Consider the following 25,980-nt stretch of genomic DNA (forward strand, 5'->3'; position numbering starts at 1 on the left):
CTTCTACTCATGTCCAAGGTGCTCACCTCCCTGCCTGTCGGCGAACGTGTCGGAATCGCCTTCTCCGGCGGCCTCGACACGTCGGTAGCGGTCGCGTGGATGCGCGAGAAGGGTGCGGTGCCCTGCACCTACACCGCGGAAATCGGCCAGTACGACGAGCCCGACATCGCCTCGGTGCCCGGGCGCGCCACGGCCTACGGCGCGGAGGTCGCCCGCCTGGTGGACTGCCGGGAGGCCCTCGTGGAGGAGGGGCTCGCGGCCCTGGCCTGCGGGGCGTTCCACATCCGCTCCGGCGGCCGCGCCTACTTCAACACCACCCCGCTCGGCCGGGCCGTCACGGGCACCCTGCTGGTGCGCGCCATGCTCCAGGACGGCGTGCAGATCTGGGGAGACGGCTCCACCTTCAAGGGCAACGACATCGAGCGGTTCTACCGGTACGGCCTGCTCGCCAACCCCTCCCTGCGGATCTACAAGCCGTGGCTGGACGCCGACTTCGTGACCGAGCTGGGCGGCCGCAAGGAGATGTCCGAGTGGCTGCTCGCCCACGATCTGCCCTACCGGGACAGCACTGAGAAGGCCTACTCCACCGACGCGAACATCTGGGGCGCGACCCACGAGGCCAAGTCGCTCGAGCACCTCGACACGGGCATCGAGATCGTCGAACCGATCATGGGCGTGCGGTTCTGGGACCCCTCCGTCGAGATCGCCCCCGAGGACGTCACGATCGGCTTCGACCAGGGACGACCGGTGACGATCAACGGCAAGGAGTTCGCCACCGCCGTCGACCTCGTACTGGAGGCCAACGCCATCGGCGGACGGCACGGCATGGGCATGTCCGACCAGATCGAGAACCGGATCATCGAGGCCAAGAGCCGGGGCATCTACGAGGCCCCGGGGATGGCGCTGCTGCACGCGGCGTACGAGCGGCTGGTCAACGCCATCCACAACGAGGACACCCTCGCCGCCTACCACAACGAGGGACGGCGGCTGGGCCGGCTGCTGTACGAAGGCCGCTGGCTGGACCCGCAGGCGCTGATGCTGCGCGAGTCGCTGCAGCGGTGGGTTGGGACGGCGGTCACCGGCGAGGTGACCCTGCGGCTGCGGCGCGGTGAGGACTACTCGATCCTGGACACGTCCGGGCCGGCGTTCAGCTACCACCCGGACAAGCTCTCGATGGAACGGACCGAGGACTCCGCTTTCGGGCCGGTCGACCGCATCGGCCAGCTGACCATGCGCAACCTCGACATCGCCGACTCCCGCTCCAAGCTCGAGCAGTACGCCAGCCTCGGCATGGTCGGCAGCTCGCACCCGGCGCTGATCGGCGCCGCTCAGGCGGCCTCGACCGGGCTGATCGGCGCGATGCCGGCGGGCGGGGCCGAGGCGATCGCCTCCCGCGGAGAGGTTCCCGGCGACGACGCGCTGCTCGATCAGGCCGCGATGGAGTCCGGCACCGACTGAGCCTGCCGGGGGTGACCCGTCACCCCCGGGCCGATCGCGGCGCATGGACCTCCGTACGGCCCGGCCGTACGGCGAGGGGGTGCAGGCCCGCGAGTGTGACCACCAGCAGAGCGGTGGGAATGGCGGGCGCGGCCGGTGTGGCGTGGACGACCATCCAGCCTCCGGCCGCGGCGCCCGCGACGACCGACGCCAGCAGCAGGATGTTGTCCCACTGCATCTTGTGCTGGATGACCAGGCCGGCGACGACGCCGGTGAGCGTGCCGGTGAAGAAGGTGGTCGACAGGCCGGGAATGCCGAACGTCCTGATCACAGCGCTTTGGGCGCCCATGGCCAGGGCGGCGAGGGCCCCGTGTGCGAAACGCATGGTTCCCGTGGGAGGCCCCGACAACACCGCCCAGTCACCGAGCATCCAGGCGAACAACACCAGTTCGGCGCCGAGGACGAGGGCGACCCGGGTGCCCCATCGCGGGTGGCTGGGCCCGGCCCGCCCGATGACCCGGCTTCCGCCCAGCACGCCGACGATGAAGCCGATGATGGCGCCCGCCGCGTTGGCGGCCAGCGGAAGGTCGTAGCGCCCGATGGACAGGCCGAGCAGCACGAGGTTGCCGGTCATGACGCTGGTGAAGACCCCGCCGAGGCCGAAGAAGCTGATCGCGTTGGTGGCGCCCGTCGCCAGCGTCAGCGCCGTCGCGAGGGCGAGCGGCCCCGGCGGCGCCGGTCCCGCTCGCTTGGCCGCGGCTGCCACTGCCCCCATCGCGCCTCCCCCCGAGAAGCGCCCGTCGAGCGCCCTACTGTCCAGCATCCCCGGAGGGGGGTGACGCCACCGCGCGGGACTCGATGAAGGCCGCGATGCCGTCGAGCACCCGCTGGAGGCCGAACTCGAAGGCGTGCCCGGGGGCGTATGCGGCGTTGTGCGCCTCCCCGGCGGCCTGGCCCACCCGGCTGGCGACCGGATAACGGCCGGGGTCGAACACCCTCGCCAGGAACGGCGCGTGCGCGAACCACCACTGCTCGTCGGTCATGCCGGTGTGGGTCTCGGCCTGGGCGGCCTCGACCGCGCCCCGGGCCGCCCCGGCGACGTACCCGTTGATCAGCGTGATCACCGAGTCCATCTCGACCTCGTCCAAGCCGATGCCGTCGACGGCGCGCAGCTCGTAGTCGTACTTGGCGACCAGGTTGGGGCCCAGGGGCGGGCGGCTGGTGGAGACCTGCAACATCCACGGATGCCGCCGCAGGAGCTCCAGATTGTCACGGGCGATACGTTCCAGCCGTTCCCGCCAGCCGCCGGGCACCTCTTCAGGCCCGTCTGGAGGCCCGTCTGCCGGCATGGGCATCTCGCCGCACACGGTGTCGACCATGACGTCGACCAGCTCGGCCTTGCCGGGCACGTAGGTGTACAGCGACATCGTGCCGACGCCAAGCTGGTCGGCGACTTTACGCATGGACAGGGCGGTAATGCCCTCGGCGTCGGCGACCTCGATCGCGGCCCGCACGATGCGGTCGACGCTGAGGTCGGGCTTGCCCTTCCGGCTTGCCCGCTCCCCCGTACGCCAAAGGAGAGCCAGGCTCCGGGCCGGATCCCCGCGGCCGGTGAATTCCGTCATGGTTCGCGCAGTCTATCGCCAACGACTGTACCGTATGCTGTACGGTACAGCGTACGGAGCCAGGGAGAGTGGAATGACGTTCGCAGTGAACGCCGAAGGCCTGCGCAAGCGGTTTCGCGGCACCGCGGCCCTCGACGGGTTCGACCTCGCGGTGCCGGAGGGGTCGGTATGCGGGCTGCTCGGTCCCAACGGCGCGGGCAAGACGACGGCCGTGCGGATCCTCGCCACCCTGCTGCGGCCGGACGGCGGCCGCGCCCAGGTGGCCGGCCTCGACGTCGTACGGCAGGCCGAGCAGGTCAGGCATCGCATCGGCCTCATCGGGCAGCACACCGCGGTCGACGAGGTCCTCAGCGGGCGGGAGAACCTCGTGATGTTCGGCCGGCTCCATCACCTCGGCCGGGCGGCCGCCCGGCGAAGGGCCGAGGAGTTGCTGGCCCGGTTCGGCCTGGAAGACGCGGGCGGCAAACCCGTCAAGGACTACTCCGGGGGCATGCGCCGCCGCCTGGACCTCGCGGCCGGGATGATCCTCTCCCCCGCGGTCCTGTTCCTGGACGAGCCGACCACCGGCCTGGACCCGCGCGGGCGAGGCGAAGTCTGGGACGCCGTCCGCGGACTCGTCGCCACGGGCTGCACCGTGCTGCTGACCACGCAGTACCTGGAGGAGGCCGACCGGCTGGCCTCCAAGGTCGTCGTCGTCGACGCGGGCAGGGCGGTGGCCGAGGGAACTCCCGACGAGCTCAAGTCGGCGCTCGGAGACGACCGCGTGGACGTCGTGCTGCGGGACGCGGACCAGGTGCAGGCCGCCGCGGCCGTCCTGGACCACGTGGGCGCCGCCCCGCCCGAGATCGACCGGGAGGCGCAACGGGTGAGCGTGCCCGTGCGCGACAGGGCGGGCGCCCTGGCCGAGATCGTCCGGGCCCTGGAGGCCGCGGGCCTGACCGCCGAGGACGTCACCCTGCGCAGGCCCACCCTCGACGAGGTCTTCCTCCACCTGACCGGCACCACCCGAGAGGAGACGGCGGCATGACCCCTGTTCCCCCGAGCCCGGCTTCCCGGCTGCATTGGGCGCTCGCCGACGGGGCGACCATGACCCGGCGCCTGCTGACCCACTGGGCCAGGCAGCCGGTGCGGGTGGCCGTCGGCCTGCTGTTCCCCGTCATGATCGTGCTGATGTTCGGCTACGTCTTCGGCGGAGGCATGGCCGTACCAGGCGGGGGCGACTACCGGGAGTTCCTGATGCCCGGCATGTTCGCCATGACCATGCTCTTCGGCATCGAGGCGACCTTCGTCGCCGTCGCCGCGGACGTCACGCGGGGCGTCACCGACAGGTTCCGATCCATGCCCATGGCCCGTTCGGCGGTCGTGACCGGCCGGTGCGCGGCCGACATGGTCGACGCGGCCCTCAGCCTGGCCGTACTGATCGTGTGCGGCCTCGCCGTCGGCTGGCGCTGGCACGACGGGCTGGGCGCCGCCGTCCTCGCCGTCGGGCTGCTGTTGCTGCTGCGCTTCGCGTTCGTATGGATCGGGATCTACATGGGCCTGACCGTGCGGGACCCCCAGGCGGTGATGGCCGTGCAGATCCTGGTGTGGCCGGTGGCGTTCCTGTCCAGCGCCCTGGTGTGGACCGACACCATGCCGGCCTGGCTGGCTGCCGTCGCCGAATGGAACCCCCTGTCCTCGACGGTCGCCGCGACGCGCGAGCTGTTCGGAAACCCGGGCGGCGGAGACTCGTGGATCGCCCGGCACGCCGTGCTCATGGCGCTGGTCTGGCCGCTCGCCCTGACCGCGGTCTTCTTCCCGCTGGCCGTACGGCGGTATTGGCGGCTCGACCGCTGAGACTCCAATGCGCCAGAAATATGGCGTTATGGGAGAATTGAAGCGCCATGTCGACGGACATTGAGGTGATCCTCAACGACCAACCCGGTGAGCTGGCCCGGCTCGGCGAGGTCACCGGGGAGTCCGGCGTGAACGTGCTCGGCCTGATGGCGCTCACGGGCGAGGGCAAAGGCGTCGTTCACCTGCTGATCGACGACGATGCGGCGCCCCGATGCCGCCAGGCCCTCGAGGCCGCCGGAATGGGCGTGGCCGAGGTGCGCGAGGTCATGGTCGTCGACATCGAGGACCGCCCCGGCACGCTCGGCGAGCTGGCCAGGGAGCTGGCCGAGGCCAACGTCAACATCGACCTCGCCTACACCACGTTCGGCGGCGTGCGGCTGGTGATCGCCACCGACGACCTGGACGCCGCGGCCTCCGCGCTGGAATGGCCGCCCGAGCGCCCCGACCCCGTGCCGCCCAGCATCTGGGACCAGCCCGAGTAACTCCCCGCCTGAGGGCGTCATGACTACGCGCGGTCCTTCGTCTGCGGTAGAGGCCTCTCCTCCTTGTGGCCGCTCCACGGGCCCGGGGAATCAGGGTCGGCTCAGGGTCGAGCCCGATGCCGCGGAATCCGGCCTCGATGAGGCTTGATCTCGTGTTGGACATCCTGCGGGACCAGAGCCTTCCCTTCGTGTGCGCGGCCCTGTTCGCCCTTCTCCTGCTGGACGGCATGATGCTGATCGGGCTGGTCATCCCGGCCGACCCGCTCATCGTCCTGGCGGGCACCACCGCGGACACGCCGGCCGAGGCGGCGGTGGTGCTCGCCTCCGGCCTGGCCGGTTGCCTCGCCGGCGCGTCGGCCGGCCACCTGCTCGGATCCCGGTACGGCTCGCGCCTGCGCCACGGGCGGCTCGGCGCGCGCGTGGGCGAACACCGGTGGGAGCAGGCCACCGCCGTGCTCCGCCGCAGCGGACCGGCCCTCGCGTTGTCGTATTTCCTGCCGGTGATGGACTCCCTGACGCCGGTGCTGGCAGGCACGTTCGGCATGCCGTACCGGCGGTACATCTTCTGGGTCGTGCTGGGCGGCGCCGCCTGGGTGTCCACCTACACGATCGCCGGCTTCCTCGCGGCGGACTTCGGCGACGTGTATCTGGTGGCCGTGGTGGCGCTCGTGCTGATCGCCGGTTCCAGCGTCGTGCGCCGGCGCCTGTCCCGCCGTACAGCTCAGCCGGAGGAGCCGGTCGAGCACGCGCCCATTGCATGATCACGATCGGAGTCCGCCCTGGTCGGGGGGTGCACGGCCGAACTTCTGCATGATCACGATCGGGGTCTGCGCAGGTCGGGCGGCGTATCCCCGAACTTCTGCATGATCACGCGCAAAGTGAGGGGCGCATCAGGTCGGGACGGAAACGCAACCCCTCAGTAATAGATTAGAAACTTATAATCTTTAGCGTCCGGGTATGAGGCCGACCGAGTCAACGGACTCCCCATCCGCTGAGCTGCCCGTGGAGATCGACCGCGCGTCGCCGCTCCCCTACCACGAGCAGATCTACCGGCTGCTGCTGGACATGATCGTCTCCGGACGCCTGGCACCCGGCCAGAAGCTGGTGCAGGAGAAGGAGTACGCGGCACGCCTGGGCGTCAGCCTCGCCCCCGTACGGCAGGCCATCCTGGCGCTCACCAAGGACGGCTACCTGACCAGGACCCGCGGCCGGGGCACCTACGTCCGCGAGGTCAAGGTCGGCGCCGACATCCAGCTGCTGTCCAGCTTCACCGCCACGCTCAGCGCCACCGGCCTGCCCACCGAGATGCGCGTGTTGTCCGCCGAGACCCTCCCTGCCTCCGAGCAACTCGCCACCGCCCTGGGCATCCCGGCCGGCGCCGAGGTCTTCCGCCTGCGCAGAGTGGCGTTCCTGGCGGACGAGCCGGTGGTGCTCCTGTCGGCGACACTGCCGGCCGCCCTGTTCCCCGGCCTGGCCGAGGCCGACCTGCGCGGCTCGCTGTACGACCTGCTCCGCGAACGGCACGGCACGGTCATGACCTCGGCCCGCAACATCATCGAGGTCGTCCGGGCTCTCCCCGAGCACGCCGGCCACCTCCAGGTGCCCGTCGGCGAGGCGCTGCTGCGCGTCGAGTCGGTCACCCGCGACCAGCACGGCACGGCCGTGGAGTTCTCCCAGGTCCTCTACCAGGCCGACCGGTTCAGATTCGAGATCGAAAGCCACCCCGAGCACGGTGTCGGGCTGCGGCCCGCGCCCACGACGTCCAATCCGAGACCTGAGACACCCCCGACGGCACGCGGAACCCGGGCGGCCTCGCTTCCGCCCGGCTCCGCGGCTCCATAGCACCACCGCTCGACAGAGAGGGGCCCTCGCCGTGGCCATACCGAGTCAACTCCCAGCGTCGTCATCAGACGGGCAGGCAGGCGTCTTCATCCGGAACGCCACCGGGCTGATCCGTGAGGTGTCGTTCTTCGACGCCTTCGTGATGAACACCTTCGGAATGAACGTCGCGGTCGGCGGCGTCTACCTCTTCCTGCAGGCACAGACGGCCTTCTCCGGCGGCAGCATGCTGCTGTCGGTCGTCATCGGCACCCTGCTCATGGCCTTCACGCTGCTGCGCGTCTACGCCGAGTTCTCTGCGGCCATGCCCCGCTCGGGCGGCGACTACGTCTTCGTCAGCCGGACCCTCCACCCCATCCTCGGCTTCCTCCTGTCCTGGAGCCAGGGGCTGTGGATGATCTTCTTCTGGATCGGCTTCAACGCCTACTTCGCGCTGACCTTCGCCGTGCCCGCCGCGCTCGCCACCCTCTCGTCGGTCACCGGCCAGCAGGTCTGGCTCGACATGAGCAACGGCCTGCTCGCCAAGCACGATCTGCTCGGCATCACCACCCAGTGGTGGGTCCTCGGCCTCGGCACCCTCATCACCGTCGGGTTCGGCGTGCTCATCGTTCTAGGCGGCCAGCGCTACTGGCGGTGGCAGAAGGTGCTGTTCGCCATCGCCGGGCTCAGCCTGCTGATCTCCTTCGTCCTGCTGCTGTTCAGCGGCGGCCACATCTCTTCTGGCTGGGACGACTTCGCCGCCAGGAACCACGGCCTGACCTACGACCAGATCATCCCGGCCGCCGAGCAGGCCGGCTACACCGGCAACGGCGCCTCCTTCAGCTTCACCGACACCCTGCTCATGCTCCCCTGGGTCTTCTTCGTCGTCGGCTACGCCCAGGGCTCTGCGCAGATCGGCGGCGAGATCAAGCGCGCCTCCAAGACGCAGTACCGCGCCATGGTCGGCGGCGTCCTCATCAACGGCCTCGTGCTCGCCCTGCTCACGATCGTGCTGACCGCGCACGTCAGCCCCAAGTGGCTGGGCAGCCTCGGCTACCTCGCCGGCGCCGCCCCCGACAAGCTCGGCCTGCCCGCCGGGCTTCCTCCCGGGTTCAACTTCCTGGCCGCGCTGCTGACCCACAACGTCGTCCTGCTGCTGCTGATCGGCATCGGCTTCGTCATCTGGGCCGTCATGGGCACCCCGCTGTCGATGATGCAGTCCACCCGCTACATGCTCGCCTGGTCGCTGGACCGCACCGTGCCGCAGCAGCTCGGCGAGGTCAGCGAGCGCTTCCACACTCCCGTCAAGGCCATCGCCCTGTGCGTCGTCACCGGTGAGATCGCTCTGATCGCGCTGGTCAACTGGTCGGACGCCAGCCTGCTCGGCGCCCTGCTCGCGCAGATCCTGGCCTTCATCGTCGTGGCGCTGGCCGGCGTCGTCTTCCCCTACCGGCTGCGCAACGTCTGGGAGTCGGCCGGCGGCAAGCGCGTGCTCGGCCTGCCCGCCGTCGCCCTGGCCGGAGCCGGCGGCGTCATCGCCCTCGGCGCCCTGATGGTCCTGTTTGTCGCCGACGACACGATCAACGCGACCTTCGCCGTCACCCGCGCGTTGTCCCTGTGGTTCATGGTCGGCGTGGTCGTGCTCGGCATCGTCTGGTACGCCGGCGCCCGCCTCGTCAACAGCCGCCGCGGCGTCGACCTCAGCCTCGTCTACCGGGAGATCCCGCCGGAGTGAACCGCGCTCCCGTCTCACCCCACCCGTGAAAGGAGTCATCCCTGATGCGTCCCACCGCTGCCGCGGGCCCGCGGCCAGTGCTCGTCATCGGCAATCTGACCATCGACGACGTCGTACGGCCCGACGGCACGGTGCGCATGGGCAGCCCGGGCGGCAACGTCGTCTACGCGGCGCTGGCCGCCCGGCTGTGGAACCCGGAGGTCGCCGTCGTCACCCGGCGTGGCGACGACCTGCCGGACGGCATCCTCGCCACCTTGACCAGGCTCGGCGTCGGCACCGCGGGCGTGCGGACCGTCGACGGCCCGACCGTGCGCAACTGGGTGATCTACGAGGACGACGGCCGGCGGCACTGGATCTACCGCACGCCCCGGGAGCGTTCGCGGGAGGTGGCGGTCCGCCCCGGCGACCTGCCCCCGGGCTGGGCGGACGGCGACCCGGTGGTGCACGTCGCCGCGATGCCGCTCCCCGCGGCGGCCGAACTCGTCGAGCACGTCAGGGCCCAGGCCCCCGGCGCGCTGATCACGCTGGACACCCACGAGGACTGGGCGGGCGAGCCCGAGGCCGTCGCCGCCCTGGCCGCCCGGGTCGACGTGTTCGTCCCCAGCCGGGAGGAACTCGCCGCCCTGGCCGGGTACGACGACCCCGCCAAGGCCGCCGCCGCCCTGCGCGAGGCGGGCGTACCCGCGGTCGTGGTCAAGCTCGGCGAGGACGGCGCGCTCGTCGACGCGCCCGGCGTGCACGAGCACGTGCCCGCCCGCCCGTCGGCGGCCGTCGACACCACCGGCGCCGGCGACACCTTCTGCGGGGCCCTGGCCGCCGCCCTCGGCGCGGGCATGCCGCTCGCCGACGCCGTACGGCGGGGCGTGGCCACCGCCGCGTGGGCTGTCGAGGACTACGGGTCGCTCGCGCTGGCCGACCTCGACCCCGGCGCCGCCCGACGCCGGTTCGACGAAGCGACGGGAAACATAACCACGGCGGGCACGGCCGGGGGGGACCTGCCGTACGACATCGACGTGATGCGCCGCGAGATCGACATGATCCCCGACGTGATCGCGCAGCGCCTCGCCGACCCGGGCGGGCACACCGAGCGCATCGCCCAGGTGCTGACCGAGCGCGGCATCGAGCACCTGTTCCTGGTCGGCTGCGGCGACTCCTACTTCGCCGGGATCGCCATGGCCCTGGCGTTCCAGAAACACACCGGCATCGCCGCCCGCGCCGTGCACGCCCTGGACTTCGCCCGTTACCAGGTGCGTTACCTGCCCGAACACAGCGCCGTCGTGTGCGTCTCGTTCTCCGGCAAGGTCGGCAGGACCACCGAGGCGGCGGCGCAGGCCCGCCGGTTCGGCCACCTGTCCATCGCCCTGACCAACAACGAGACGGGGGCGCTGGCAGAGGCCGCCGAACTGGTGCTGCCCATCGGCGTGCCCACGCTCGGCTTCTCCCCCGGCACCAGCACCTACCTCGGCATGGTCGCCACGCTCGGCGACCTGGCCCTGCGCTGGGGCGACGCACGGGGGAACGACACCACGCAGGCCCGCGCGGCGCTCGCGGCCGCGCCGGCACTCGCCGCGCAGACCCTGCGCGCCAACGCCGGCCCCGCCGACAAGGCGGCGCGCTCGCTCGCCGGGCACGGCTGGATCACCTTCCTCGGCGGCGGCCCCAACGAGTCGTCGGCGAAGTTCGGCGCGGCCAAGCTGTTCGAGGGCCCGCAGATCGTGGGGGTGAGCACCAACATCGAGGAGTGGGCCCACGAAGAGTACTTCGTCAGCTCGGCCGGCACTCCCGTGGTGATGGTCGCCCCGTCGGGCGCCTCCGCCGACCGGGCCGCGGAGATCCTCAGCGAGCTCGACTTCATCGGCGCCCTGCCGATCGTGGTCAGCGACGTCGTCCCGGAGGGGCCCGCCCTGCATCTGCCGCTCGCCGCGGGCCTGCCCGAGGAGTTCTCCCCCCTGCTCGCGGCGCTGCCGCTCAGCCTGATCGGCTTCCATCTGGCGGAAGTGCTCGGCAAGAAGAGCTACAACTTCCCCAGCAAAGCGGCCAAAACTGAACATTACGACACGATTCACCGCATCGTGATCGGAGAACCGGCATGACCACACCCGCACCACTCGCCGACATCGAAGCCGAGGCGGCCCGGCTCCTGTCCGCCTTCGCCGCACGCGGCATCACCGTGCGCCTCATCGGCGGGCTCGCCATCGCCCGCCACCGCCACCGCGACGTGCCCGACACGCTGCGCCGCGCCTACGGCGACATCGACCTGGTCATCCACCCCAAACAGGCCAAGCCGTTCCGCCAGGCGATGACCGAGCTCGGCTACACCCCCAACGTGCGCTTCAACAACATGCGCGGCGACCGGCGCATGTTGTTCACCGACGAGCCGAACGGCCGCAAACTCGACGTCTTCGTCGGCGGCTTCCAGATGTGCCACAGCATGGACCTGTCCGGACGGCTCTCGCTGCACGCGGAAACGCTCTGCCCCGCCGACCTGCTCCTCACCAAGCTCCAGGTCGTGGAGGTCAACCGCAAGGACCTGACCGACGCGCTGACGATCCTGCTCACCCACGAGCTCGGCGGCCGCGACGCCGACGACCGCCTCAGCCTCGACCGGCTCGTCGATGTGACCAGCGCCGACTGGGGTTGGTTCACCACCTTCACCGACAACCTCGCCCGCCTGCCCGCCCTCGCCGGCGAACTGCTCGGGCCCGAGGACGCGGCCGCCGTCGCCGGCCGCGTCCGCGAGCTCGACGCAGCGCTGCGCTCCGCCCCCAAATCGCTCAAATGGAAGGCCCGCAACACCGTGGGCCGCCGCATGACCTGGTACGACCTCCCCGACGAGATCGGAGGGCCCATCGATGCGCACACGTGACATCAAGATCTTCTTCGCCACCGACATCCACGGCTCCGACCGCTGCTTCCGCAAGTTCGTCAACGCGGGCAAGTTCTACGGCGCCGACGTGCTCATCATGGGCGGCGACATCACCGGCAAGATGCTCGTCCCCATCGTGGAGACCGCCGGCGGCCGCTACCGCTCGCACGTCTTCGGCCGCGACCGCGAGGTCGACGTCGAGCAACTCCCCGCCCTGCGCAAGCTCATCGCCGACGCCGGGTTCTACGCCTACGACACCACCCCCGACGAGATCGCCGAGTTCCGCGAGCGGCCCGAACTGGTCGAGGAGACCTTCCGCAAGCGCATGCACGCCACCCTCACCGCCTGGATGGCCCTCGCGGAGGATCGCCTCGAAGGCACCGGAATCATGTGCCTGCTCGCCCCCGGCAACGACGACCCGTTCTTCGTCGACGACGTGCTCCGCTCGTCCACCATGCTGATCAACCCCGAGGGACAACTCGTCGACCTGCCCGGCGGATTCACGATGATCTCCGTCGGCTACTCCAACCCCACCCCCTGGGCCTCCCCGCGCGAGCTGCCCGAAGACCAGCTCGCCGAGCGCATCGTGCGAGAAGCCGCCAAGGTCCCCGACACAGGCAAGGCGATCTTCAACCTGCACGTGCCGCCCAAGGACACCCCGATCGACCAGGCCATGGCCCTCGACGAGGAGTTCCGCCCCGTCCTCAAGTCGGGCAGCCCCGTCATCACCGGAGTCGGCTCCCAGGCCGTCCGCGACGCCATGGCGACCTACCAGCCGCTGCTCGGCCTGCACGGCCACATCCACGAGTCACGCGGCGAAGCCTCCATCGGCCGCTCACGCTCCATCAACCCCGGCAGCGAATACTCGGAAGGCGTGCTTCGCGGCGCCCTCATCACCCTGTCCACCAAGAAGGGCGTCCGTGGTTACCAGCTCGTCGCCGGCTGACGCCCCCATCACCAGCACGGTCACCAGCACGGTCGCCGTCATCGGCTCGGCCCGCATCGAGGCGCCCGACCCGGCCTGGCACGAGGCCTGCGCCCTCGGCGCCGCCCTCGCCGAAGGCGGCCGGCAGGTCATGACCGGCGGCTACGGCGGGCTCATGGGCGCCGCGGCCCGCGGCGCCCATGGAGCCGGCGGCCACGTCATCGGGCTGCCCATGCGCGCCTGGACCGCCCTCACCCCCAGCCCGTGGTGCACCGAACTGCGCTGGTCGGCCGACTACGCCGAGCGGCTGCGCCACCTGCTTCATGCGGACGCCGTCGTCGCCCTCCCCGGCGGCGTCGGCACCCTCGCAGAAGCCGCCGTCGTCTGGTCGGCACTCCAGACCGAACCCGGCGCCGCCCGGCTCGTCCTGCTCGGCCCCCGATGGCACGCCCTCCGCCAGGCGTTCGCGACCGGGCTTGTCATCGGCCCCGACGACCTCGCCCTCGCCCCGGTCGCCGCCGACGTCACCCAGGCCGTCACCCTGATCGACCAGGCCCTCGCCTCCGGCCCCGCCGTCACCCCCGCGCCACGAGGATGATCACGGCCCCGATGGACCTGGCCGTACATGCCGAACGAGCCGTCGTCGACGGCCGCGACACGCCCGCCACCGTCACCGTCCACGCCGGCGTCATCACCGCGGTCGAACCGTACGGCACGCCGGTCGCCGCCGCCGAGGTCGTCCATCTCGGCCCCGACGTCGTGCTGCTGCCCGGCCTGGTCGACACCCACGTGCACGTCAACGAACCCGGCCACGCCGACTGGGAGGGATTCGCCTCCGCGACGCTGGCCGCCGCCGCGGGCGGTGTCACCACGCTCGTCGACATGCCGGTCGACAGCGTGCCCGCCACCGTCGACGTCCCCGCGCTCCAGGCCAAACGCGCCGCGGCGCACGGCCGCTGCCACATCGACGTCGCCTTCTGGGCCGGCGTCACCCCCGCCAACACCGCCGAACTGGCCGCGCTGCACGCCGCCGGCGTCACCGGATTCAAATGTTTCCTCGCCGACGCCGGCGCCCCCGACCTGCCCCCGCTGTCCCCGGCCGAGCTCGTCACCGCCATGCGCGCCCTCCGTGACCTCGACGCGACGCTGCTCGTCCATGCGGAAAGCGACGCCGAACTGGCGGCCGGCCCAGCCCCACGCGGGCGCAGCTACGCCGCCTTCCTCGGCTCACGCCCCCCGCGCGTCGAGGACACCGCCGTCGCCGCCGTGCTCGACGCCGCCCGGCAGACCGGCGCACGCGCCCACATCGTGCACCTGTCCAGCGCGGGCGCCCTCCCGCACATCGCCGCCGCCCGCCGCGACGGCGTGCGCGTCACCGCCGAAACCTGCCCCCACTACCTCACCCTCACCGCCGAGCAGATCCCCGACGGCGCCACCGAATTCGCCTGCTGCCCGCCCATCAGAGACTCCGCCAACCGCGACCTGCTCTGGGCCGCCCTCGCCGACGGCACCATCGACATGATCGTCTCCGACCACTCGCCCTGCGCCGCCGAGCTCAAACACCGCGACACCGGCGACTTCGGCGCCGCCTGGGGTGGCATCTCCTCCCTCCAGCTCGCCCTGCCCGCCGTGTGGACCCATGCCCGCACCCGCGGCCACACCCTCGCCCAGATCGCCCACTGGATGAGCGAACAACCGGCACGCCTCGCCGGCCTCACAGGCAAGGGCAGGATCGCCCCCGGATACGACGCCGACCTGTGCGCCTTCGCCCCCGAAGAAACCTGGACCGTCGACCCCGGGCACCTGCACCACCGCCAGCCCCTCACCCCTTACGCCGGCCACCGCCTCCACGGCGTGGTCCGCCGCACCTGGACCCGCGGACACGGCGTCGACCCCGCACGCCCCGCAGGACGCCTGCTCACCCGTACGGCGAAGCACCCGGAGCCCGCCCCATGAACATCCTCGTCGTCAACCCCAACACCTCCGCCTCGATGACCCGCACCATCGAGCAGACCGCCGCCCGCGCCGCCTCCCCCGGCACCCGGATCATCGCCGTCCAGCCCGCCTACGGAGCCGACGCCATCGACTCCGCCATGGAGAGCTACCTGTCGGCCGTCGCCGTCATGGACCGCGTCCTGTCGGTGGCCGAGCCGTACGACGCCGTGGTCATGGCCGGCTTCGGTGAACACGGCAGGGAAGGCGTACAGGAAATCGTCGACGTCCCCGTGCTCGACATCGCGGAAAGCTCCGCCCACGTCGCCCAGATGATCGGCCGCACCTACTCGGTCGTCACCACCCTCCAACGCTCCGTCGGCGCCATCGAAGACCGCCTGCGCCTCGCCGGCCTGGCCGACCGCTGCGCCTCCGTCCGCGCCTGCGGCCTGTCCACCTCCGAGGTCGACGACGACCCCGCCGGCGCCATGGAGGCCATCGTCGCCGAAGCCGAGATCGCCGTACGGTCCGACCACGCCGAGGTCATCTGCCTCGGCTGCGGCGGAATGGCCGGCCTCGACGAGGCCATCACCACCCGGCTCGGCGTGCCCGTCGTCGACGGCGTCGCCGCGGGAGTGCGCCTCGCCGAAGCACTCGTCGGGCTCGGGCTGCGCACCAGCAAGGTCTGCACCTACGCCCCGCCAGAACCGAAGACCATCACCGCCTGGCCGCTGTCGCGCCACCTCGACCTGGAGACCCGATGACCAGCGGAATCCCGCACATCGACCTGGCATCCCGCTGGCTCGGCGGCGGCGTGGTCGCCGCCAGCGACGAATCCTTCGGCTTGAAGGAGAACCTCCTCGTCCCCACCCCAGCCGACTTCACCCCCGGCCGCTACGACCACCGCGGCGAGATCGTGGACGGCTGGGAGACCCGCAGGCGGCGCGGCGAACCCGGCCACGACTGGGCGATCATCCGGCTCGGCGCGCCCGGCCTCATCACCCACGTCGACGTCGACACCAGCTTCTTCACCGGCAACTACCCGCCCACCTGCCGCCTCGAGGCCTGCGGCCTGGAGGGATACCCCGGCCCCCAAGAACTCGCCGCCGCCGGCTGGACCGAGATCGTGCCCGCCGGCCCGCTCAAAGGCGACAGCCACAACCACTTCACCGTCGCCGACTCCCATCGCTACACCCACGTCCGCCTGTCCATCCACCCCGACGGCGGCATCGCCAGGCTCCGCGTCCACGGCCACGTCATCCCCGACCCCCGCCACTGGGACGGTCTCACCATCGACCTCGCGAGCCAGGAACACGGCGGACTCGTCACAGAAAGCAGCGACAGCTTCTACACCTCAGCCGAACTGCTCAACCGGCCCGACCGCGCCCGCACCATGGGCGAAGGCTGGGAGACCAGCCGCCGCCGCGACTCCGGCCACGACCACGCCGTCATCACCCTGGCCGCCGCCGGACGCCTGCGCCAGATCGAGATCGACACCACCCACTTCAAATACAACGCCTCCGCCGAAATCGAACTCCACGGCCGCGCCGCCGACGCCTCCTGGCTGCCCCTGCTGCCCCGCACCGCCCTGCAACCCGACACCCGGCACCTGTTCACCCTGCCCGCCCCCGGCGACCTCGTCTCGGCCGTCCGCATCGACGCCTACCCCGACGGCGGCATCTCCCGCGCGCGCCTCATCGGCTCCGTCGACCCCGCCGCGCGCCGCCACGCCGGCCTGCGCTGGTTCAACACCCTGCCCGACGACCAGGCCGCCGCCTGCCTCACCGCCGCCGGCCTGACCCCCGGCGACGCCTCCGCCGTCCTCGCCGCCCGCCCCCTGATCGACGTACCCGCCGGACCGGCGACGGCGATCCTCACCCCATGGATCGACGGCCGCCCATGACGTTTCGATCGATCACCGGCCAGAATGGACGGCTCATCGTCGCGGTCAGTCCGCCTGCGCGGCGTGGAGAGCGGTGAAGGCCAGAAGGAGTCCGGCGGTCCGCGGCGGATCCTCGAGCATGGGTGAGTGTCCAACGCCGGACAGCAACTCGACTTTCGCGCCCGGAACGGCGCGGTATTCGGCGGCGGATGAAGATCGCCATCTCCGGTCGTCCTTGCCGAAGATCACCAGCAGTGGCTTGCCGAGGGCCGCCAGCCGATCGGGGAGCGCGCGCTGCTTCAGGTAGTCGTCGACCGCCCGATCAGTCGCGGTGAGCGCGTGGTAGGTCATGCCGCGCACATCGTCGACGAGCTGTTGTGGGATCTCGTAGCCGGGGCGGCTGAACCCGGTGCCCAGGCCCTGGCGCACAACCCCGTCGGTCCGGAACCGCCACAGCAGTTGCCCGACGACGGGGACGGACAAGAGCCGGCCGACGAACCCGTCTGAGATGAAGGCGTCCATTCGCGGCCCGGAGTCGATGAGCGCGAGCGCGGTCACCAGGTCGCGTCGTTGCTCGGCGAGTGCGGTGGCGACCGAGCCGCCGGTGGAATGGCCGACTACGAGGGCGCGCTTCACGCCGAACCGGTCCAGTGCCTCGCCGACCCGGCGTCCCTGCTCCGGGATCGCATAGCCCCCGCCGGCCGGTTTGGCTGACCGGCCATGCCCGAGCAGGTCGATCCGGATGACGAGATGGGACCTCGTCAGCATCGGCGCCAGCGAGTCCCACCAGTGGGTCGACCCGGCGAGCCCGTGAATCAGTACGAGGGCCGGGGCATCGCGGGGGCCGTCCTGGCGCACGTAGATGCTCCCGCCGTTGAGAGGCAGGGTCGAATTTCCCGTGGCCTCGGCCTCCTGCCGCGACACCACCATCGCGTTCGCCAAGAGCAGCCCGACGATCACGACGACAATGGCCGAGGCGATGATGGGGCGCTTTCTGCGGCTTCCTGCGCGTCTCACGTCCGGCTCCCCGGAAGGAGACCGCGGATCGGCGTCGTACAACTGGCGGGGTTGTCGACCCCTGCAGAAGTAATCATGGGCCCACTGTCGCCGTTGTGGGCGCCGGCGGCTTGAACAAATGTTCCGGGCCGGCAGGCCCACGTAGCATCGAGGAATGCGGTCCACCGAGCACGAACGTGCCGATGCTGCTGTGTGGGACGTGGCACGCCCGGCGCGGCCCAGCCGGGTGGCCGGTGTCAGCATGGCTGGATTCCGTGATCGTGGCCTGGCACCGGCCGGCCACCGGGTGGTCCCGCACCCCGGCGTCACGGTGGCTCTGGAGTTCGGTGCCGGCCCGCTCATCGTGGACGACGCCGCCGGGCGGCAGCAGCGAGGAAGTCTCGTCGCCGGGCTCGGGTTCGGATCCAGCCTGGTTCGGGTGCGGGGCGAGAACTTCGAGGCCGTGCAGGTGCGCCTGTCCCCGCTGGTCGCACGCGCGATTCTGGGCGTCTCCCCGGCCGACCTGGACGGCGTCGTGGTGGCGCTCGACGACCTGTGGGGCCAGGAGGCGTCACGGATCCGTGAGCGACTGGGCGACGTCTCCTCGTGGGAGGAGCGCTTCGCGTTGACGGACGCGTTGCTCGCCCGCCGACATGAGACGGGGTCGTCCGTAGACCCGGAGGTGGCTTGGGCCTGGGACCGGATCGTCATCACCCGCGGCCTGGTCCGGGTCGACAGACTGGCGGCCGCGGTCGGATGGAGCCGTAAGCGCCTGTGGTCCCGGTTCAGCTCACAGATCGGCATGCCGCCCAAACGCGCCGCGAAGCTGGTCCGCTTCGACCATGCCGCCCACCGCCTGGCCGCGGGTGAAGGCGCCGCCCGAGCCGCCGTGGAGGCCGGCTACGCCGACCAGTCCCACCTGCATCGGGACGTCATGGCGTTCACCGGAGTGACCCCCGCGACCATGGCCGGCGAACCATGGCTGGCGGTTGACGACATCGCATGGCCATGACGCGGTCCGCTTCCCGTGCGAGGCCGTTTCGCGGCTGCCGGAGATAGATCGCCTCTGCTAGGGTCTCCCCCATGAAGCGCGCTGCCATGACGACGACGCCGGAGAGTGTCCCGGCGCGCTGACAGTGTTCTTGAACCGAAGCCCCGGGGCGAGTGCCCCGGGGCTTCGGCGTTTCCGGTCACTCGCCCGTCCACGCGAGGAGACCACGATGCACGACCACCGCAAACTCGGCCGCGAGCTCGGCCTGTTCGACACCGACCCTCTCATCGGCGCGGGCCTGCCGTACTGGCTGCCCGACGGCGCCACCGTGCGCCACACCCTGGAGGAGTACATCCGCGACGCCGAACGCAGGGCGGGCTACCGGCACGTCTACTCCCCGTGCTGGGCAAGCGGGAGCTGTACGAGATATCGGGCCACTGGTCCCATTACAGCGACGACATGTTCCCTCCCATGGACCTCGGGAGCGAGCAGATCGTGATGCGGCCGAGCCTGTGCCCCCACCACGCGCTGATGTTCCGCGCACGGGCCCACAGCTATCGCGAACTGCCCCTGCGCATGGCCGAACTGGGACCCATGTACCGCTCGGAATTGTCCGGCGTGCTCGGCGGGCTCACCCGTGTGCGGGCGATCCAGCTGAACGACGCGCACATCTTCTGCACCATCGACCAGGTCGCCGACGAGGCGCGCGCGGCCCTCCACCTGATCCGCGACGCCTACAACGCGCTCGGCATCACCCCGGCCCGCTACCGGCTCTCCCTGCCCGGCCCCGGCGGGAAGTACGTCGACGCCCCGGAGATGTGGCACCGCTCGACCGCCCTGCTGACCGAGGTGCTCGAGTCATCGGGCCTGGCCTACGAGGCGGCCGAAGGAGAGGCCGCGTTCTACGGCCCCAAGATCGACATCCAGATCGCCGACGGGGCGGGCCGCGAATCCACCCTGTCCACCGTGCAGGTCGACTTCCACCAGCCCGAGCGGTTCGACCTGCACTACGTCGGCGAGGACGGCGCCAAGCACCGCCCGGTCATGGTGCACCGCAGCATCATCGGGAGCGTCGAGCGGGCCGTCGCCCACCTCATCGAGCTGTACGGCGGGGCCTTTCCCGGCTGGCTCGCCCCACTCCAGCTGGTGGTGCTCCCGGTCTCCGAAGCCGAACTCCCCCAGGCCCACGCCGTCGTACGGCGATGCACCGGCATGGGGCTGCGCGCCGAGGTCGCCGGACCGGAGCACGGCAGCCTCGGCGCCCGCATCCGCACCCATCGGCTGGTGCCGTACCAGGCGGTGATCGGTGCCAAGGAGGCCGCCGGCGATCAGATCGCCCTGCGCCTGCGGGACGGCCGCCGCCTCGACCCTCACCCGGCCGCGGACGTGCTGGCGCGGATCACCGCGTTCGTCGGCGCCCACCAGACCGACCTGTGGGACGCCATGCCGTAGATCCCGTGACGTCGCGGCCCAGGCGCTGGACGGCGTGGAGCAGGGCCTGTCGGGACGTACTTGCCGACGAGGTGACCCGGCAGGCCCGCAGCAGCTCGGCACTGTGCTGGGCTGAGCACGGCGGCGGCGCGGCGGCCGTCTCAGGAAAGCTGCGCCTCCAGCGAGCGGCGGGCGGCAGCGAGGATGTCCTCGGACAGGTCCGTGCCCGCGGTGGCACGGGCCAGGAGAATGGCGCCGACGAGGGTGGCGGTCGCGGCCAGGCCGTCCTCGCGGTCGGTGTCCGACAGCCAGTCGGCGAACTCTCGCACGCCGTCGGCGTAGGTCCCACGGGGACCCATGTCGTCGTCATCCGTCTTTGCGATATCGCCGGCAAGGCCCGCGGCGGCGCAGCCGGTCCCGGGGTCGTCCCTGTGGTCGGGCGAGAGGTACTCGTCCAGGAGTGCCTTGCGTGCCGTCGTGGCGTCGGGGTGGGCCTCGCTCAAGCCGGCCAGGTATGCGCCGCGTTCCTCGAACGCGCGAATGGTTGCTTCGGCCACGAGCGCTTCCTTGGAGCCGAACTGCTTGTAGAACCCGCCAGGGGTCAGGCCGATGGCCTTCATGACATCGGCGACGCTGACTCCCTGCACGCCGCGCTCGCGGAACAGGCGCGCGGCCTCCGCGACGGCGCTGGCCCGGTTCTCCAGGGCCTGGGCTTGGGACACACGGCTCACTGAGGAGACACCCGCTCTCCACTTAGAGTTTCAACGATATCTATCGTAGCCGACCGCACTTCCATCCAGAAGGTCCGCCTTCTCTAGGTGTGCCAGATTTTACGCAGCGCGACGGGTTTGACTCTCTTAGATATCAGTCGTAATCTAAATGCGATCCCTGGCACAACTGATGCCGGAGGCGTGGCGGACGGCCGCTCGTGGGCCCGTCGCCCTTATCGGTTCCAGGGCGGCGCAGTCCCGGCCACGATGCCCTCTGCAACTGGGCCTGGCCATGGGCGCTCGAGCGATCTTGCGGACTCGGCGCACCCGCGGCGCTCCGCAAAGTGAAAGAAGAGACGAAATGACCACGATTCTGATCACCACCGCCAACGGCGCCACCGGCCGGCCGATGGTCGACTACCTGCTCAAGGACGGCTTCAACGTCCGCGCCTTGGTCCGCAGTGACGATGCACGGGCACAGGAACTCCGCGAGGCGGGCGCCGAGGTCGTCTTCGGTGACCTCCTCAACTTCCGCGACGTGCGTGCGGCCCTGGAAGGGGTCCAGCGTGCCTACTTCAACTACCCGGTGGGCGACGGCCTGGTGGAGGCGGCCGTCATGTTCGCGCAAGCCGCAAAGGAGCAGAATCTCGAGCTCATCGTGAACATGTCGCAGATTCAGTCGCGCCCCTACGCGCGCAGCAAGGCCACCCAGAACCACTGGCTGTCCGAGCAGGTCTTCGACTGGTCCGGCGTCCCGACCACTCACCTGCGGATCACGTTCTTCATGCAGTGGCTCCTCTACATCTCCGGGCTCATCCGCTATGGCCGCTACGTGATGCCCTTCAATGGGGACAGCCGCTTCGCTCCGATCGCCGGCCGTGACATCGCACTGACCGCCGCCAACATCTTCGCCTCGCCCGAGAAGCACGGCGGCCAGATCTACACGCTCACGGGCCCGGTCGAGTACAGCCACCAGGAGCTCGCGGCCGAGGTGAGCCGGGTGCTGGGCAAGGACCTTCCCTTCGAGCAGGTCACCGTGACCACGTTCCTTGAGTTGATCGGTCTTGAGAACGACACCGCCAAGCTCAAGCACTTCGAGGCGGTCACCATCGACCAGCAGGAGGGGCGTCTGGCAGGCGTCAGCGACGCGGCCCCGAGCATCAACGGCCAGCCGCTGGTGACGGTCGAGGAGTTCATCAACGAGAACCGCTCCCTGTTCGAGCTCGACTACACCAAGCCGGCAAGCTGACCTCCCCTACGGGCATGGCCGGAGCATCCCCCTGCTCCAGCCGGGCCCGTCGTGTGATTCGGACCACCGCGTACAGAGTCCGGCCGTCATGCGGCCGGACTTTGACCAGCGGGCCGTCCGCCAGCGGAAGCTCCTCACCCTCACCCATTGTTCGATTTAGGCCGCCATACGCTGGCCTCAGCGGGCCCGGCCGGCCGCGTCGTAGGCCTCTCGTGCCTGATCGACCGATCTCAGGTGGGTCGCCGACCAGTCGGCGAGGGTCGCGAACAGCGGCGCGAGGGTGCGTCCCAGTTCGCTGATCTCGTATTCCACGCGTGGCGGCACCTCGGGATGGTAGGTGCGCACCACGAGGCCGTCGCGCTCGAGCTGCCGCAGCCGCTGGGTCAGCACCTTGGGCGTGATGGTGGAGATCCGGCGCTCCAGCTCGACGAACCGTTGCCTGCCGAACTCGTGGAGCGCCCACAGGATCGGGGTGGTCCAGCGGCTGAAGACGATGTCGACCACGGGGCTGATCGGGCAGGCCTGCTCGGGATCGGGCGACACGCACGCCTCCGGGATAGTCACTTTCTCCTAGGTACCTACTATACCGGCGTTGTTATGGTCGGCCCGGCCGCTGCGCCGAGCGGCGGCCGATCCCCCTATGACTCAGGAGCCGATCATGATCGTGGTAAGCGGAGCCACCGGCAACGTCGGACGGCCGCTCGTGCAGGCGCTCGCTGCGGCCGGCGAACAGGTGACCGCCGTCTCCCGCAGGGAAGCGCAGGTGCCGGACGGCGTCACGCACCTGCGGGCCGATCTCGCCGAGCCCGAGACCATGCGGAAGGCGCTCGACGGAGCCGACGCGGTGTTCCTGCTCGTCGCGGGCGACGACCCGTACGGCCTGCTCGACGCCGCCAAGGCCGGAGGGGTGCGCCGGGTGGTGCTGCTGTCGTCCCAGGGCGCGGGCACCCGGCCGGACGTCTACCGCCACCCCCGGGCGTTCGAGGAGGCCGTCCAGCGGTCGGGTATGGACTGGACGGTGTTGCGACCGGGCGGCTTCCACACCAACGCCTTCGCATGGGCCGAGACGATCCGCGCGCACCGCACGGCCGCCGCGCCGTTCGCCGACGTCGCGCTGCCGTCGATCGACCCGGCCGACATCGCCGAGGTCGCCGCGGCGGTCCTGCGTGAGGAGGGGCACGCCGGCCGCACATACGAGCTCACCGGGCCGGCGGCGATCGCCCCGCGGGAACGCGCGCGGGCGATCGGCGACGCGCTCGGTGAACCGGTCGCATTCGTGGAGCAGACCCGCGAGGAGGCCAGGGAGCAGATGCTGCGGTTCATGCCGGAACCCGTGGTGGAGGGCACCCTCGCCATCCTCGGCGAGCCGGCCCCCGCCGAGCGTCAGGTCAGCCCCGACGTGGAGCGGGTGATCGGCCGCGCCCCGCACACGTTCGCCGACTGGGCCGCCCGCAACGTGGCCGCCTTCCGCTGAACCCCGACGCCTGAGGCCGCGCCGGCCTGCCTGGTTCGTACGGCCAGGCAGGCACAGGTCCTCAAACCGGACACCTTTACAACGTAGATTTCTTATAGCATCGAGGGCGATGAACATCCCCGCAGTGCCCGAACGCGACCTCGCCCCGCAGCCCGCGCGCGACCCGTACCACGCCTACCTCGACGCCCTGCAGAGCCCGGAGTCGAAACGCACGATGCGGGGCTGCCTCGACAGGATGGCCCGGCTCATCACCGGAGACCCGCGCGCCACGGGAGCGGGGCAACCGTGGGAACGGCTGCGCTACGAGCACACGATCAGGCTCCGCACGCTCATGCGCGAGCAGGGCTGGTCGCCCGCCCACGTCAACAAGCACCTCGTCGCCCTGCGCCGCGTGCTGAAGGAGGCCTGGCGGCTCGGCCTCATGACCGGCGAGGAGTTCCAGCGGGCCGCCGACCTGCCCGCCTTCAAGCACACCCGGCTGCCCGCGGGCGGCCACGTGCCGCCCGAGGTGCTCGGCGCCTGCCTGGAGGTCTGCGACGAGGACCACTCCCCCGCGGGAAGGCGCGACGGCGCCATGTTCGCCGTGCTCTACTCGACCGGCTGCCGCAGGGCCGAACTCGCCGGGCTGCGGCTGACCGACTTCGACCGGCCCGCCCGATCTCTGCGCGTCCTCGGCAAAGGCGACAAGGAACGGCTCGTCTACCTGACGGCCGAGGCCGTGCAGCGCCTCGACCTGTGGCTGGCCGAGCGCGGGCGCGAGCCGGGGCCGCTGTTCTGCCCGATCAACAAGGCCGGCCGGCTGCGCCTGTCGCACATGACCGGCCAGGCGATCGCCGACGTCGTCGCCCGCCGCCTGGAGGCCGCCGGGGCCTCGAAGCGGACGCCCCACGACTTCCGCCGCACGTTCATCGGCGAACTGCTCGACGCCGGGGTGGACCTGGCGACCGCCCAGGCGCTGGTCGGCCACGCCTCCCCCGCCACGACGGCCCGCTACGACCGCCGGCCGGAGCGCCGCCGCCGTGAGGCCGTCGACCGGCTCAAGATCCCCGGTGCCACCGCTCCGCGCTGATCCGGTAAAGAACGTGGCGGCGAAGCGGGCTGCCCTCGGCGACCGCCGGGTGATCGAAGTCCTCCGCCGGGTCGTGTGACATGCCCAGCCTGCGCATGACGGCCTGCGACCTGAGGTTCGGCACGGCCGTGAACGAGACGACCTCCGTCAGGCCGAGCCGGGTGAACCCGTCGCCGAGGGCCGCCGTCGCCGCCTCGGTGGCGTACCCGTGCCCCCAGGCATGCCTGGCCAGCCGCCACCCGATCTCCACGCAGGGCGTGAACGCCGCCGTGAAGCGGGGGACCGACAACCCGGTGAAGCCGATGAACGCGCCGTCCGCCTCCACCGCCCAGAGTCCGAACCCCCGATCGGCGATGTCCGCGGCGATCCTGTCGGCCATCGCGTCACTCTCGGCCCGGCTCAGGACCGCCGGAAAGTGCTCCATGACGGCAGGATCGGCGTTCAGGGCCGCGAAAGGATCCTTGTCCGCTTCCCGCCAGCGCCGCAGGACCAGCCGCTCCGTCTGAATCATGCAATGCCCTTTCCGGACCACATACTGACATTTCGGCATACGGGGACTCGCGCGCCGGGACTTGGTAATCCTGGGTGTGACAGGGTCAGGCTGCGATCGTGACGGGCCCGTAATCTGACGGCATGGGCGAGGACAACCCTTTGGGGGAATTCCTGCGGACTCGGCGGGAGCGGATCCGCCCGGAGGACGTGGGCCTTCCCGCCATGGGACGCCGCCGGGTTCCCGGCCTGCGGCGCGAGGAACTGGCCATGCTGGCGGGCATCAGCATCGACTACTACGTGCGGCTGGAGCAAGGCCGTGACCACCGGCCGTCCGAGCAGGTACTCGCGTCGCTGGCCACGGCTCTGCGGCTCGACGAGAAGGAGCTCGCGCACCTCTACCGGCTCGCGCACCCGGCCCCGCGCAGGCGATCCTCCCGCCACATCGAACGGGTGCCCAACGGCATCCAGCAGCTGATCATGTCGTGGCCGACCACACCGGCGTTCGTGCAGGGCCGCCACATGGACGTGCTCTGCTCCAACCAGCTGGCCACCGCGTTGTCCCCGATCTACGCCCGGGGGGTCAACCAGGTGAGGGCGGTGTTCCTCGACCCCGCCGTGCGGGCCCTCCACCGCGACTGGGACCGGGTCACCGCCGCCGTCGTGGCAGGGCTGCGGGCACGCGTGGCCGGTGAGGCGGGCGCTGAGGCGAGCGACCCCCGCGTGGCCGAGCTGGTCGGCGAGCTGTCGGTCTCCAGCGAACGTTTCCGCAGGTTGTGGGCCCGCCAGGATGCCAAGCCCACGAGCACCGGCCTCTGCCGCCTCGACCACCCCCAGGTCGGCCTGATCGAGCTGAGGTACGAGAAGCTCGCAGTCTCCGGCACCGACGGGCAAGTCCTCGTCGTCTACCACGCCGAGCCCGGCAGCGATTCCGAGCAGGCGCTGGTCCTGTTGTCCGGCATCGCCGCCGACCCCCGCAGGATCCACCGGTCCGGGCAGGCCGCCGGCGGCGGCCGGCTCAGGCAGGACTGAC

The 25,980-nt window shown here is 71.0% G+C and carries 27 protein-coding genes; 21 read left to right on the forward strand and 6 right to left on the reverse strand.

Annotated elements, in window-relative coordinates:
* Positions 1-9 precede the first annotated feature (9 nt).
* A complete protein-coding gene (gene argG, locus Pth03_RS33075) occupies positions 10-1,458 on the forward strand; it encodes an argininosuccinate synthase (RefSeq protein ID WP_203948387.1) in 1,449 nt (482 codons plus the stop codon).
* 19 nt (positions 1,459-1,477) lie between these two features.
* Here argG and Pth03_RS33080 read toward each other — a convergent pair whose 3' ends face one another.
* Together Pth03_RS33080 and Pth03_RS33085 are read right to left on the reverse strand one after the other, a co-directional pair.
* Entirely contained in the window at positions 1,478-2,212 is a 735-nt protein-coding gene (locus Pth03_RS33080; RefSeq protein WP_203948388.1) for a DUF1275 family protein, read from the reverse strand.
* A gap of 34 nt (positions 2,213-2,246) precedes the next feature.
* Positions 2,247-3,062 (reverse strand): TetR/AcrR family transcriptional regulator, encoded by an 816-nt coding sequence (locus Pth03_RS33085; protein WP_203948389.1) that lies wholly within the window; start codon positions 3,060-3,062, stop codon positions 2,247-2,249.
* 73 nt (positions 3,063-3,135) lie between these two features.
* Here Pth03_RS33085 and Pth03_RS33090 point away from each other — a divergent pair, with 73 nt between their 5' ends.
* From Pth03_RS33090 to alc, 13 genes are all read left to right on the forward strand, one after another.
* Entirely contained in the window at positions 3,136-4,089 is a 954-nt protein-coding gene (locus tag Pth03_RS33090) for an ATP-binding cassette domain-containing protein (protein WP_203948390.1), read from the forward strand.
* Positions 4,086-4,898 carry an ABC transporter permease gene (locus Pth03_RS33095; protein ID WP_203948391.1) on the forward strand — a complete coding sequence of 271 codons (813 nt, stop codon included), beginning with the start codon at positions 4,086-4,088 and terminating at the stop codon, positions 4,896-4,898. The genes Pth03_RS33090 and Pth03_RS33095 overlap by 4 nt, the downstream gene beginning before the upstream one ends.
* Positions 4,899-4,945: 47 nt before the next feature.
* Positions 4,946-5,380, forward strand: a complete 435-nt coding sequence (locus Pth03_RS33100; protein ID WP_203948392.1) for an ACT domain-containing protein — start codon at positions 4,946-4,948, stop codon at positions 5,378-5,380.
* A gap of 152 nt (positions 5,381-5,532) precedes the next feature.
* Positions 5,533-6,141, forward strand: a complete 609-nt coding sequence (locus Pth03_RS33105; protein ID WP_203948393.1) for a DedA family protein — start codon at positions 5,533-5,535, stop codon at positions 6,139-6,141.
* A 196-nt stretch (positions 6,142-6,337) separates the two neighbouring features.
* Positions 6,338-7,222, forward strand: a complete 885-nt coding sequence (locus Pth03_RS33110) for a GntR family transcriptional regulator (RefSeq protein ID WP_203948394.1) — start codon at positions 6,338-6,340, stop codon at positions 7,220-7,222.
* Between the two features lie 31 nt (positions 7,223-7,253).
* The gene (locus Pth03_RS33115) at positions 7,254-8,933 is read left to right on the forward strand and encodes an APC family permease (protein WP_203948395.1); all 1,680 of its coding nucleotides are present in this window, start codon (positions 7,254-7,256) and stop codon (positions 8,931-8,933) included.
* 44 nt (positions 8,934-8,977) lie between these two features.
* The gene (locus Pth03_RS33120; protein ID WP_203948396.1) at positions 8,978-11,026 is read left to right on the forward strand and encodes a PfkB family carbohydrate kinase; all 2,049 of its coding nucleotides are present in this window, start codon (positions 8,978-8,980) and stop codon (positions 11,024-11,026) included.
* The gene (locus Pth03_RS33125) at positions 11,023-11,799 is read left to right on the forward strand and encodes a nucleotidyltransferase family protein (RefSeq protein ID WP_203948397.1); all 777 of its coding nucleotides are present in this window, start codon (positions 11,023-11,025) and stop codon (positions 11,797-11,799) included. Before Pth03_RS33120 ends, Pth03_RS33125 begins: the two co-directional genes overlap by 4 nt.
* Positions 11,786-12,745: a metallophosphoesterase family protein gene (locus Pth03_RS33130; protein WP_203948398.1), complete on the forward strand. Its 960-nt coding sequence runs from the start codon at positions 11,786-11,788 to the stop codon at positions 12,743-12,745. Before Pth03_RS33125 ends, Pth03_RS33130 begins: the two co-directional genes overlap by 14 nt.
* Positions 12,720-13,322, forward strand: coding sequence for an LOG family protein (locus Pth03_RS33135; protein ID WP_203948399.1), 603 nt, complete (start codon positions 12,720-12,722; stop codon positions 13,320-13,322). The genes Pth03_RS33130 and Pth03_RS33135 overlap by 26 nt, the downstream gene beginning before the upstream one ends.
* A gap of 11 nt (positions 13,323-13,333) precedes the next feature.
* On the forward strand, positions 13,334-14,680 hold the full coding sequence (allB, locus tag Pth03_RS33140) for an allantoinase AllB (protein ID WP_203948400.1): 1,347 nt from the start codon (positions 13,334-13,336) through the stop codon (positions 14,678-14,680).
* Complete coding sequence (locus Pth03_RS33145; RefSeq protein WP_203948401.1) at positions 14,677-15,420, forward strand: aspartate/glutamate racemase family protein; 744 nt, start codon at positions 14,677-14,679, stop codon at positions 15,418-15,420. The genes allB and Pth03_RS33145 overlap by 4 nt, the downstream gene beginning before the upstream one ends.
* The gene (gene alc / locus Pth03_RS33150) at positions 15,417-16,559 is read left to right on the forward strand and encodes an allantoicase (protein ID WP_203948402.1); all 1,143 of its coding nucleotides are present in this window, start codon (positions 15,417-15,419) and stop codon (positions 16,557-16,559) included. The genes Pth03_RS33145 and alc overlap by 4 nt, the downstream gene beginning before the upstream one ends.
* A gap of 45 nt (positions 16,560-16,604) precedes the next feature.
* On the opposite strand, the gene Pth03_RS33155 is transcribed toward alc, so the two are convergent.
* Positions 16,605-17,555, reverse strand: coding sequence for an alpha/beta fold hydrolase (locus tag Pth03_RS33155; protein WP_239119547.1), 951 nt, complete (start codon positions 17,553-17,555; stop codon positions 16,605-16,607).
* Positions 17,556-17,709: 154 nt separating this feature from the next.
* Here Pth03_RS33155 and Pth03_RS33160 point away from each other — a divergent pair, with 154 nt between their 5' ends.
* From Pth03_RS33160 to Pth03_RS33165, 3 genes are all read left to right on the forward strand, one after another.
* Positions 17,710-18,546 (forward strand): AraC family transcriptional regulator, encoded by an 837-nt coding sequence (locus tag Pth03_RS33160; RefSeq protein WP_239119548.1) that lies wholly within the window; start codon positions 17,710-17,712, stop codon positions 18,544-18,546.
* Between the two features lie 208 nt (positions 18,547-18,754).
* Complete coding sequence (locus tag Pth03_RS41775; protein ID WP_239119549.1) at positions 18,755-19,024, forward strand: hypothetical protein; 270 nt, start codon at positions 18,755-18,757, stop codon at positions 19,022-19,024.
* Positions 18,997-19,977: an aminoacyl--tRNA ligase-related protein gene (locus Pth03_RS33165; protein WP_239119550.1), complete on the forward strand. Its 981-nt coding sequence runs from the start codon at positions 18,997-18,999 to the stop codon at positions 19,975-19,977. Before Pth03_RS41775 ends, Pth03_RS33165 begins: the two co-directional genes overlap by 28 nt.
* Positions 19,978-20,117: 140 nt before the next feature.
* Here the strand turns inward: Pth03_RS33165 and Pth03_RS33170 are convergent, their stop codons facing one another.
* Positions 20,118-20,687 carry a TetR/AcrR family transcriptional regulator gene (locus Pth03_RS33170; protein WP_203948403.1) on the reverse strand — a complete coding sequence of 190 codons (570 nt, stop codon included), beginning with the start codon at positions 20,685-20,687 and terminating at the stop codon, positions 20,118-20,120.
* Between the two features lie 340 nt (positions 20,688-21,027).
* Here Pth03_RS33170 and Pth03_RS33175 point away from each other — a divergent pair, with 340 nt between their 5' ends.
* The gene (locus Pth03_RS33175; protein WP_203948404.1) at positions 21,028-21,915 is read left to right on the forward strand and encodes an NmrA family NAD(P)-binding protein; all 888 of its coding nucleotides are present in this window, start codon (positions 21,028-21,030) and stop codon (positions 21,913-21,915) included.
* Positions 21,916-22,092: 177 nt separating this feature from the next.
* Here the strand turns inward: Pth03_RS33175 and Pth03_RS33180 are convergent, their stop codons facing one another.
* The gene (locus tag Pth03_RS33180) at positions 22,093-22,479 is read right to left on the reverse strand and encodes a winged helix-turn-helix transcriptional regulator (protein ID WP_239119551.1); all 387 of its coding nucleotides are present in this window, start codon (positions 22,477-22,479) and stop codon (positions 22,093-22,095) included.
* A 94-nt stretch (positions 22,480-22,573) separates the two neighbouring features.
* Between Pth03_RS33180 and Pth03_RS33185 the strand changes: the two genes are divergently transcribed.
* Positions 22,574-23,389, forward strand: a complete 816-nt coding sequence (locus Pth03_RS33185) for an SDR family oxidoreductase (protein ID WP_203948405.1) — start codon at positions 22,574-22,576, stop codon at positions 23,387-23,389.
* Between the two features lie 109 nt (positions 23,390-23,498).
* Positions 23,499-24,458: a tyrosine-type recombinase/integrase gene (locus Pth03_RS33190; RefSeq protein WP_203948406.1), complete on the forward strand. Its 960-nt coding sequence runs from the start codon at positions 23,499-23,501 to the stop codon at positions 24,456-24,458.
* Here the strand turns inward: Pth03_RS33190 and Pth03_RS33195 are convergent.
* Positions 24,427-24,969: a GNAT family N-acetyltransferase gene (locus Pth03_RS33195; protein ID WP_203948407.1), complete on the reverse strand. Its 543-nt coding sequence runs from the start codon at positions 24,967-24,969 to the stop codon at positions 24,427-24,429. The two genes, Pth03_RS33190 and Pth03_RS33195, sit on opposite strands and share 32 nt — an antisense overlap.
* Before the next feature lie 122 nt (positions 24,970-25,091).
* Between Pth03_RS33195 and Pth03_RS33200 the strand changes: the two genes are divergently transcribed.
* A complete protein-coding gene (locus Pth03_RS33200) occupies positions 25,092-25,979 on the forward strand; it encodes a helix-turn-helix transcriptional regulator (RefSeq protein ID WP_203948408.1) in 888 nt (295 codons plus the stop codon).
* The last annotated feature ends 1 nt before the right edge of the window (position 25,980 follow it).

This window comes from Planotetraspora thailandica (assembly GCF_016863335.1).
GTDB classification, from domain to species: Bacteria; Actinomycetota; Actinomycetes; order Streptosporangiales; family Streptosporangiaceae; genus Planotetraspora; species Planotetraspora thailandica.

Bases quoted from the DNA above. Each gene is read 5' to 3' on its own strand.
- argG (WP_203948387.1), top strand. From the start codon at position 10: ATGTCCAAGGTGCTCACCTCCCTGCCTGTCGGCGAACGTGTCGGAATC.
- Pth03_RS33080 (WP_203948388.1), bottom strand. From the start codon at position 2,212: ATGGGGGCAGTGGCAGCCGCGGCCAAGCGAGCGGGACCGGCGCCGCCG.
- Pth03_RS33085 (WP_203948389.1), bottom strand. From the start codon at position 3,062: ATGACGGAATTCACCGGCCGCGGGGATCCGGCCCGGAGCCTGGCTCTC.
- Pth03_RS33090 (WP_203948390.1), top strand. From the start codon at position 3,136: ATGACGTTCGCAGTGAACGCCGAAGGCCTGCGCAAGCGGTTTCGCGGC.
- Pth03_RS33095 (WP_203948391.1), top strand. From the start codon at position 4,086: ATGACCCCTGTTCCCCCGAGCCCGGCTTCCCGGCTGCATTGGGCGCTC.
- Pth03_RS33100 (WP_203948392.1), top strand. From the start codon at position 4,946: ATGTCGACGGACATTGAGGTGATCCTCAACGACCAACCCGGTGAGCTG.
- Pth03_RS33110 (WP_203948394.1), top strand. From the start codon at position 6,338: ATGAGGCCGACCGAGTCAACGGACTCCCCATCCGCTGAGCTGCCCGTG.
- Pth03_RS33120 (WP_203948396.1), top strand. From the start codon at position 8,978: ATGCGTCCCACCGCTGCCGCGGGCCCGCGGCCAGTGCTCGTCATCGGC.
- Pth03_RS33125 (WP_203948397.1), top strand. From the start codon at position 11,023: ATGACCACACCCGCACCACTCGCCGACATCGAAGCCGAGGCGGCCCGG.
- Pth03_RS33130 (WP_203948398.1), top strand. From the start codon at position 11,786: ATGCGCACACGTGACATCAAGATCTTCTTCGCCACCGACATCCACGGC.
- allB (WP_203948400.1), top strand. From the start codon at position 13,334: ATGGACCTGGCCGTACATGCCGAACGAGCCGTCGTCGACGGCCGCGAC.
- Pth03_RS33145 (WP_203948401.1), top strand. From the start codon at position 14,677: ATGAACATCCTCGTCGTCAACCCCAACACCTCCGCCTCGATGACCCGC.
- alc (WP_203948402.1), top strand. From the start codon at position 15,417: ATGACCAGCGGAATCCCGCACATCGACCTGGCATCCCGCTGGCTCGGC.
- Pth03_RS33160 (WP_239119548.1), top strand. From the start codon at position 17,710: ATGCGGTCCACCGAGCACGAACGTGCCGATGCTGCTGTGTGGGACGTG.
- Pth03_RS41775 (WP_239119549.1), top strand. From the start codon at position 18,755: ATGCACGACCACCGCAAACTCGGCCGCGAGCTCGGCCTGTTCGACACC.
- Pth03_RS33165 (WP_239119550.1), top strand. From the start codon at position 18,997: ATGGACCTCGGGAGCGAGCAGATCGTGATGCGGCCGAGCCTGTGCCCC.
- Pth03_RS33175 (WP_203948404.1), top strand. From the start codon at position 21,028: ATGACCACGATTCTGATCACCACCGCCAACGGCGCCACCGGCCGGCCG.
- Pth03_RS33185 (WP_203948405.1), top strand. From the start codon at position 22,574: ATGATCGTGGTAAGCGGAGCCACCGGCAACGTCGGACGGCCGCTCGTG.
- Pth03_RS33190 (WP_203948406.1), top strand. From the start codon at position 23,499: ATGAACATCCCCGCAGTGCCCGAACGCGACCTCGCCCCGCAGCCCGCG.
- Pth03_RS33195 (WP_203948407.1), bottom strand. From the start codon at position 24,969: ATGATTCAGACGGAGCGGCTGGTCCTGCGGCGCTGGCGGGAAGCGGAC.
- Pth03_RS33200 (WP_203948408.1), top strand. From the start codon at position 25,092: ATGGGCGAGGACAACCCTTTGGGGGAATTCCTGCGGACTCGGCGGGAG.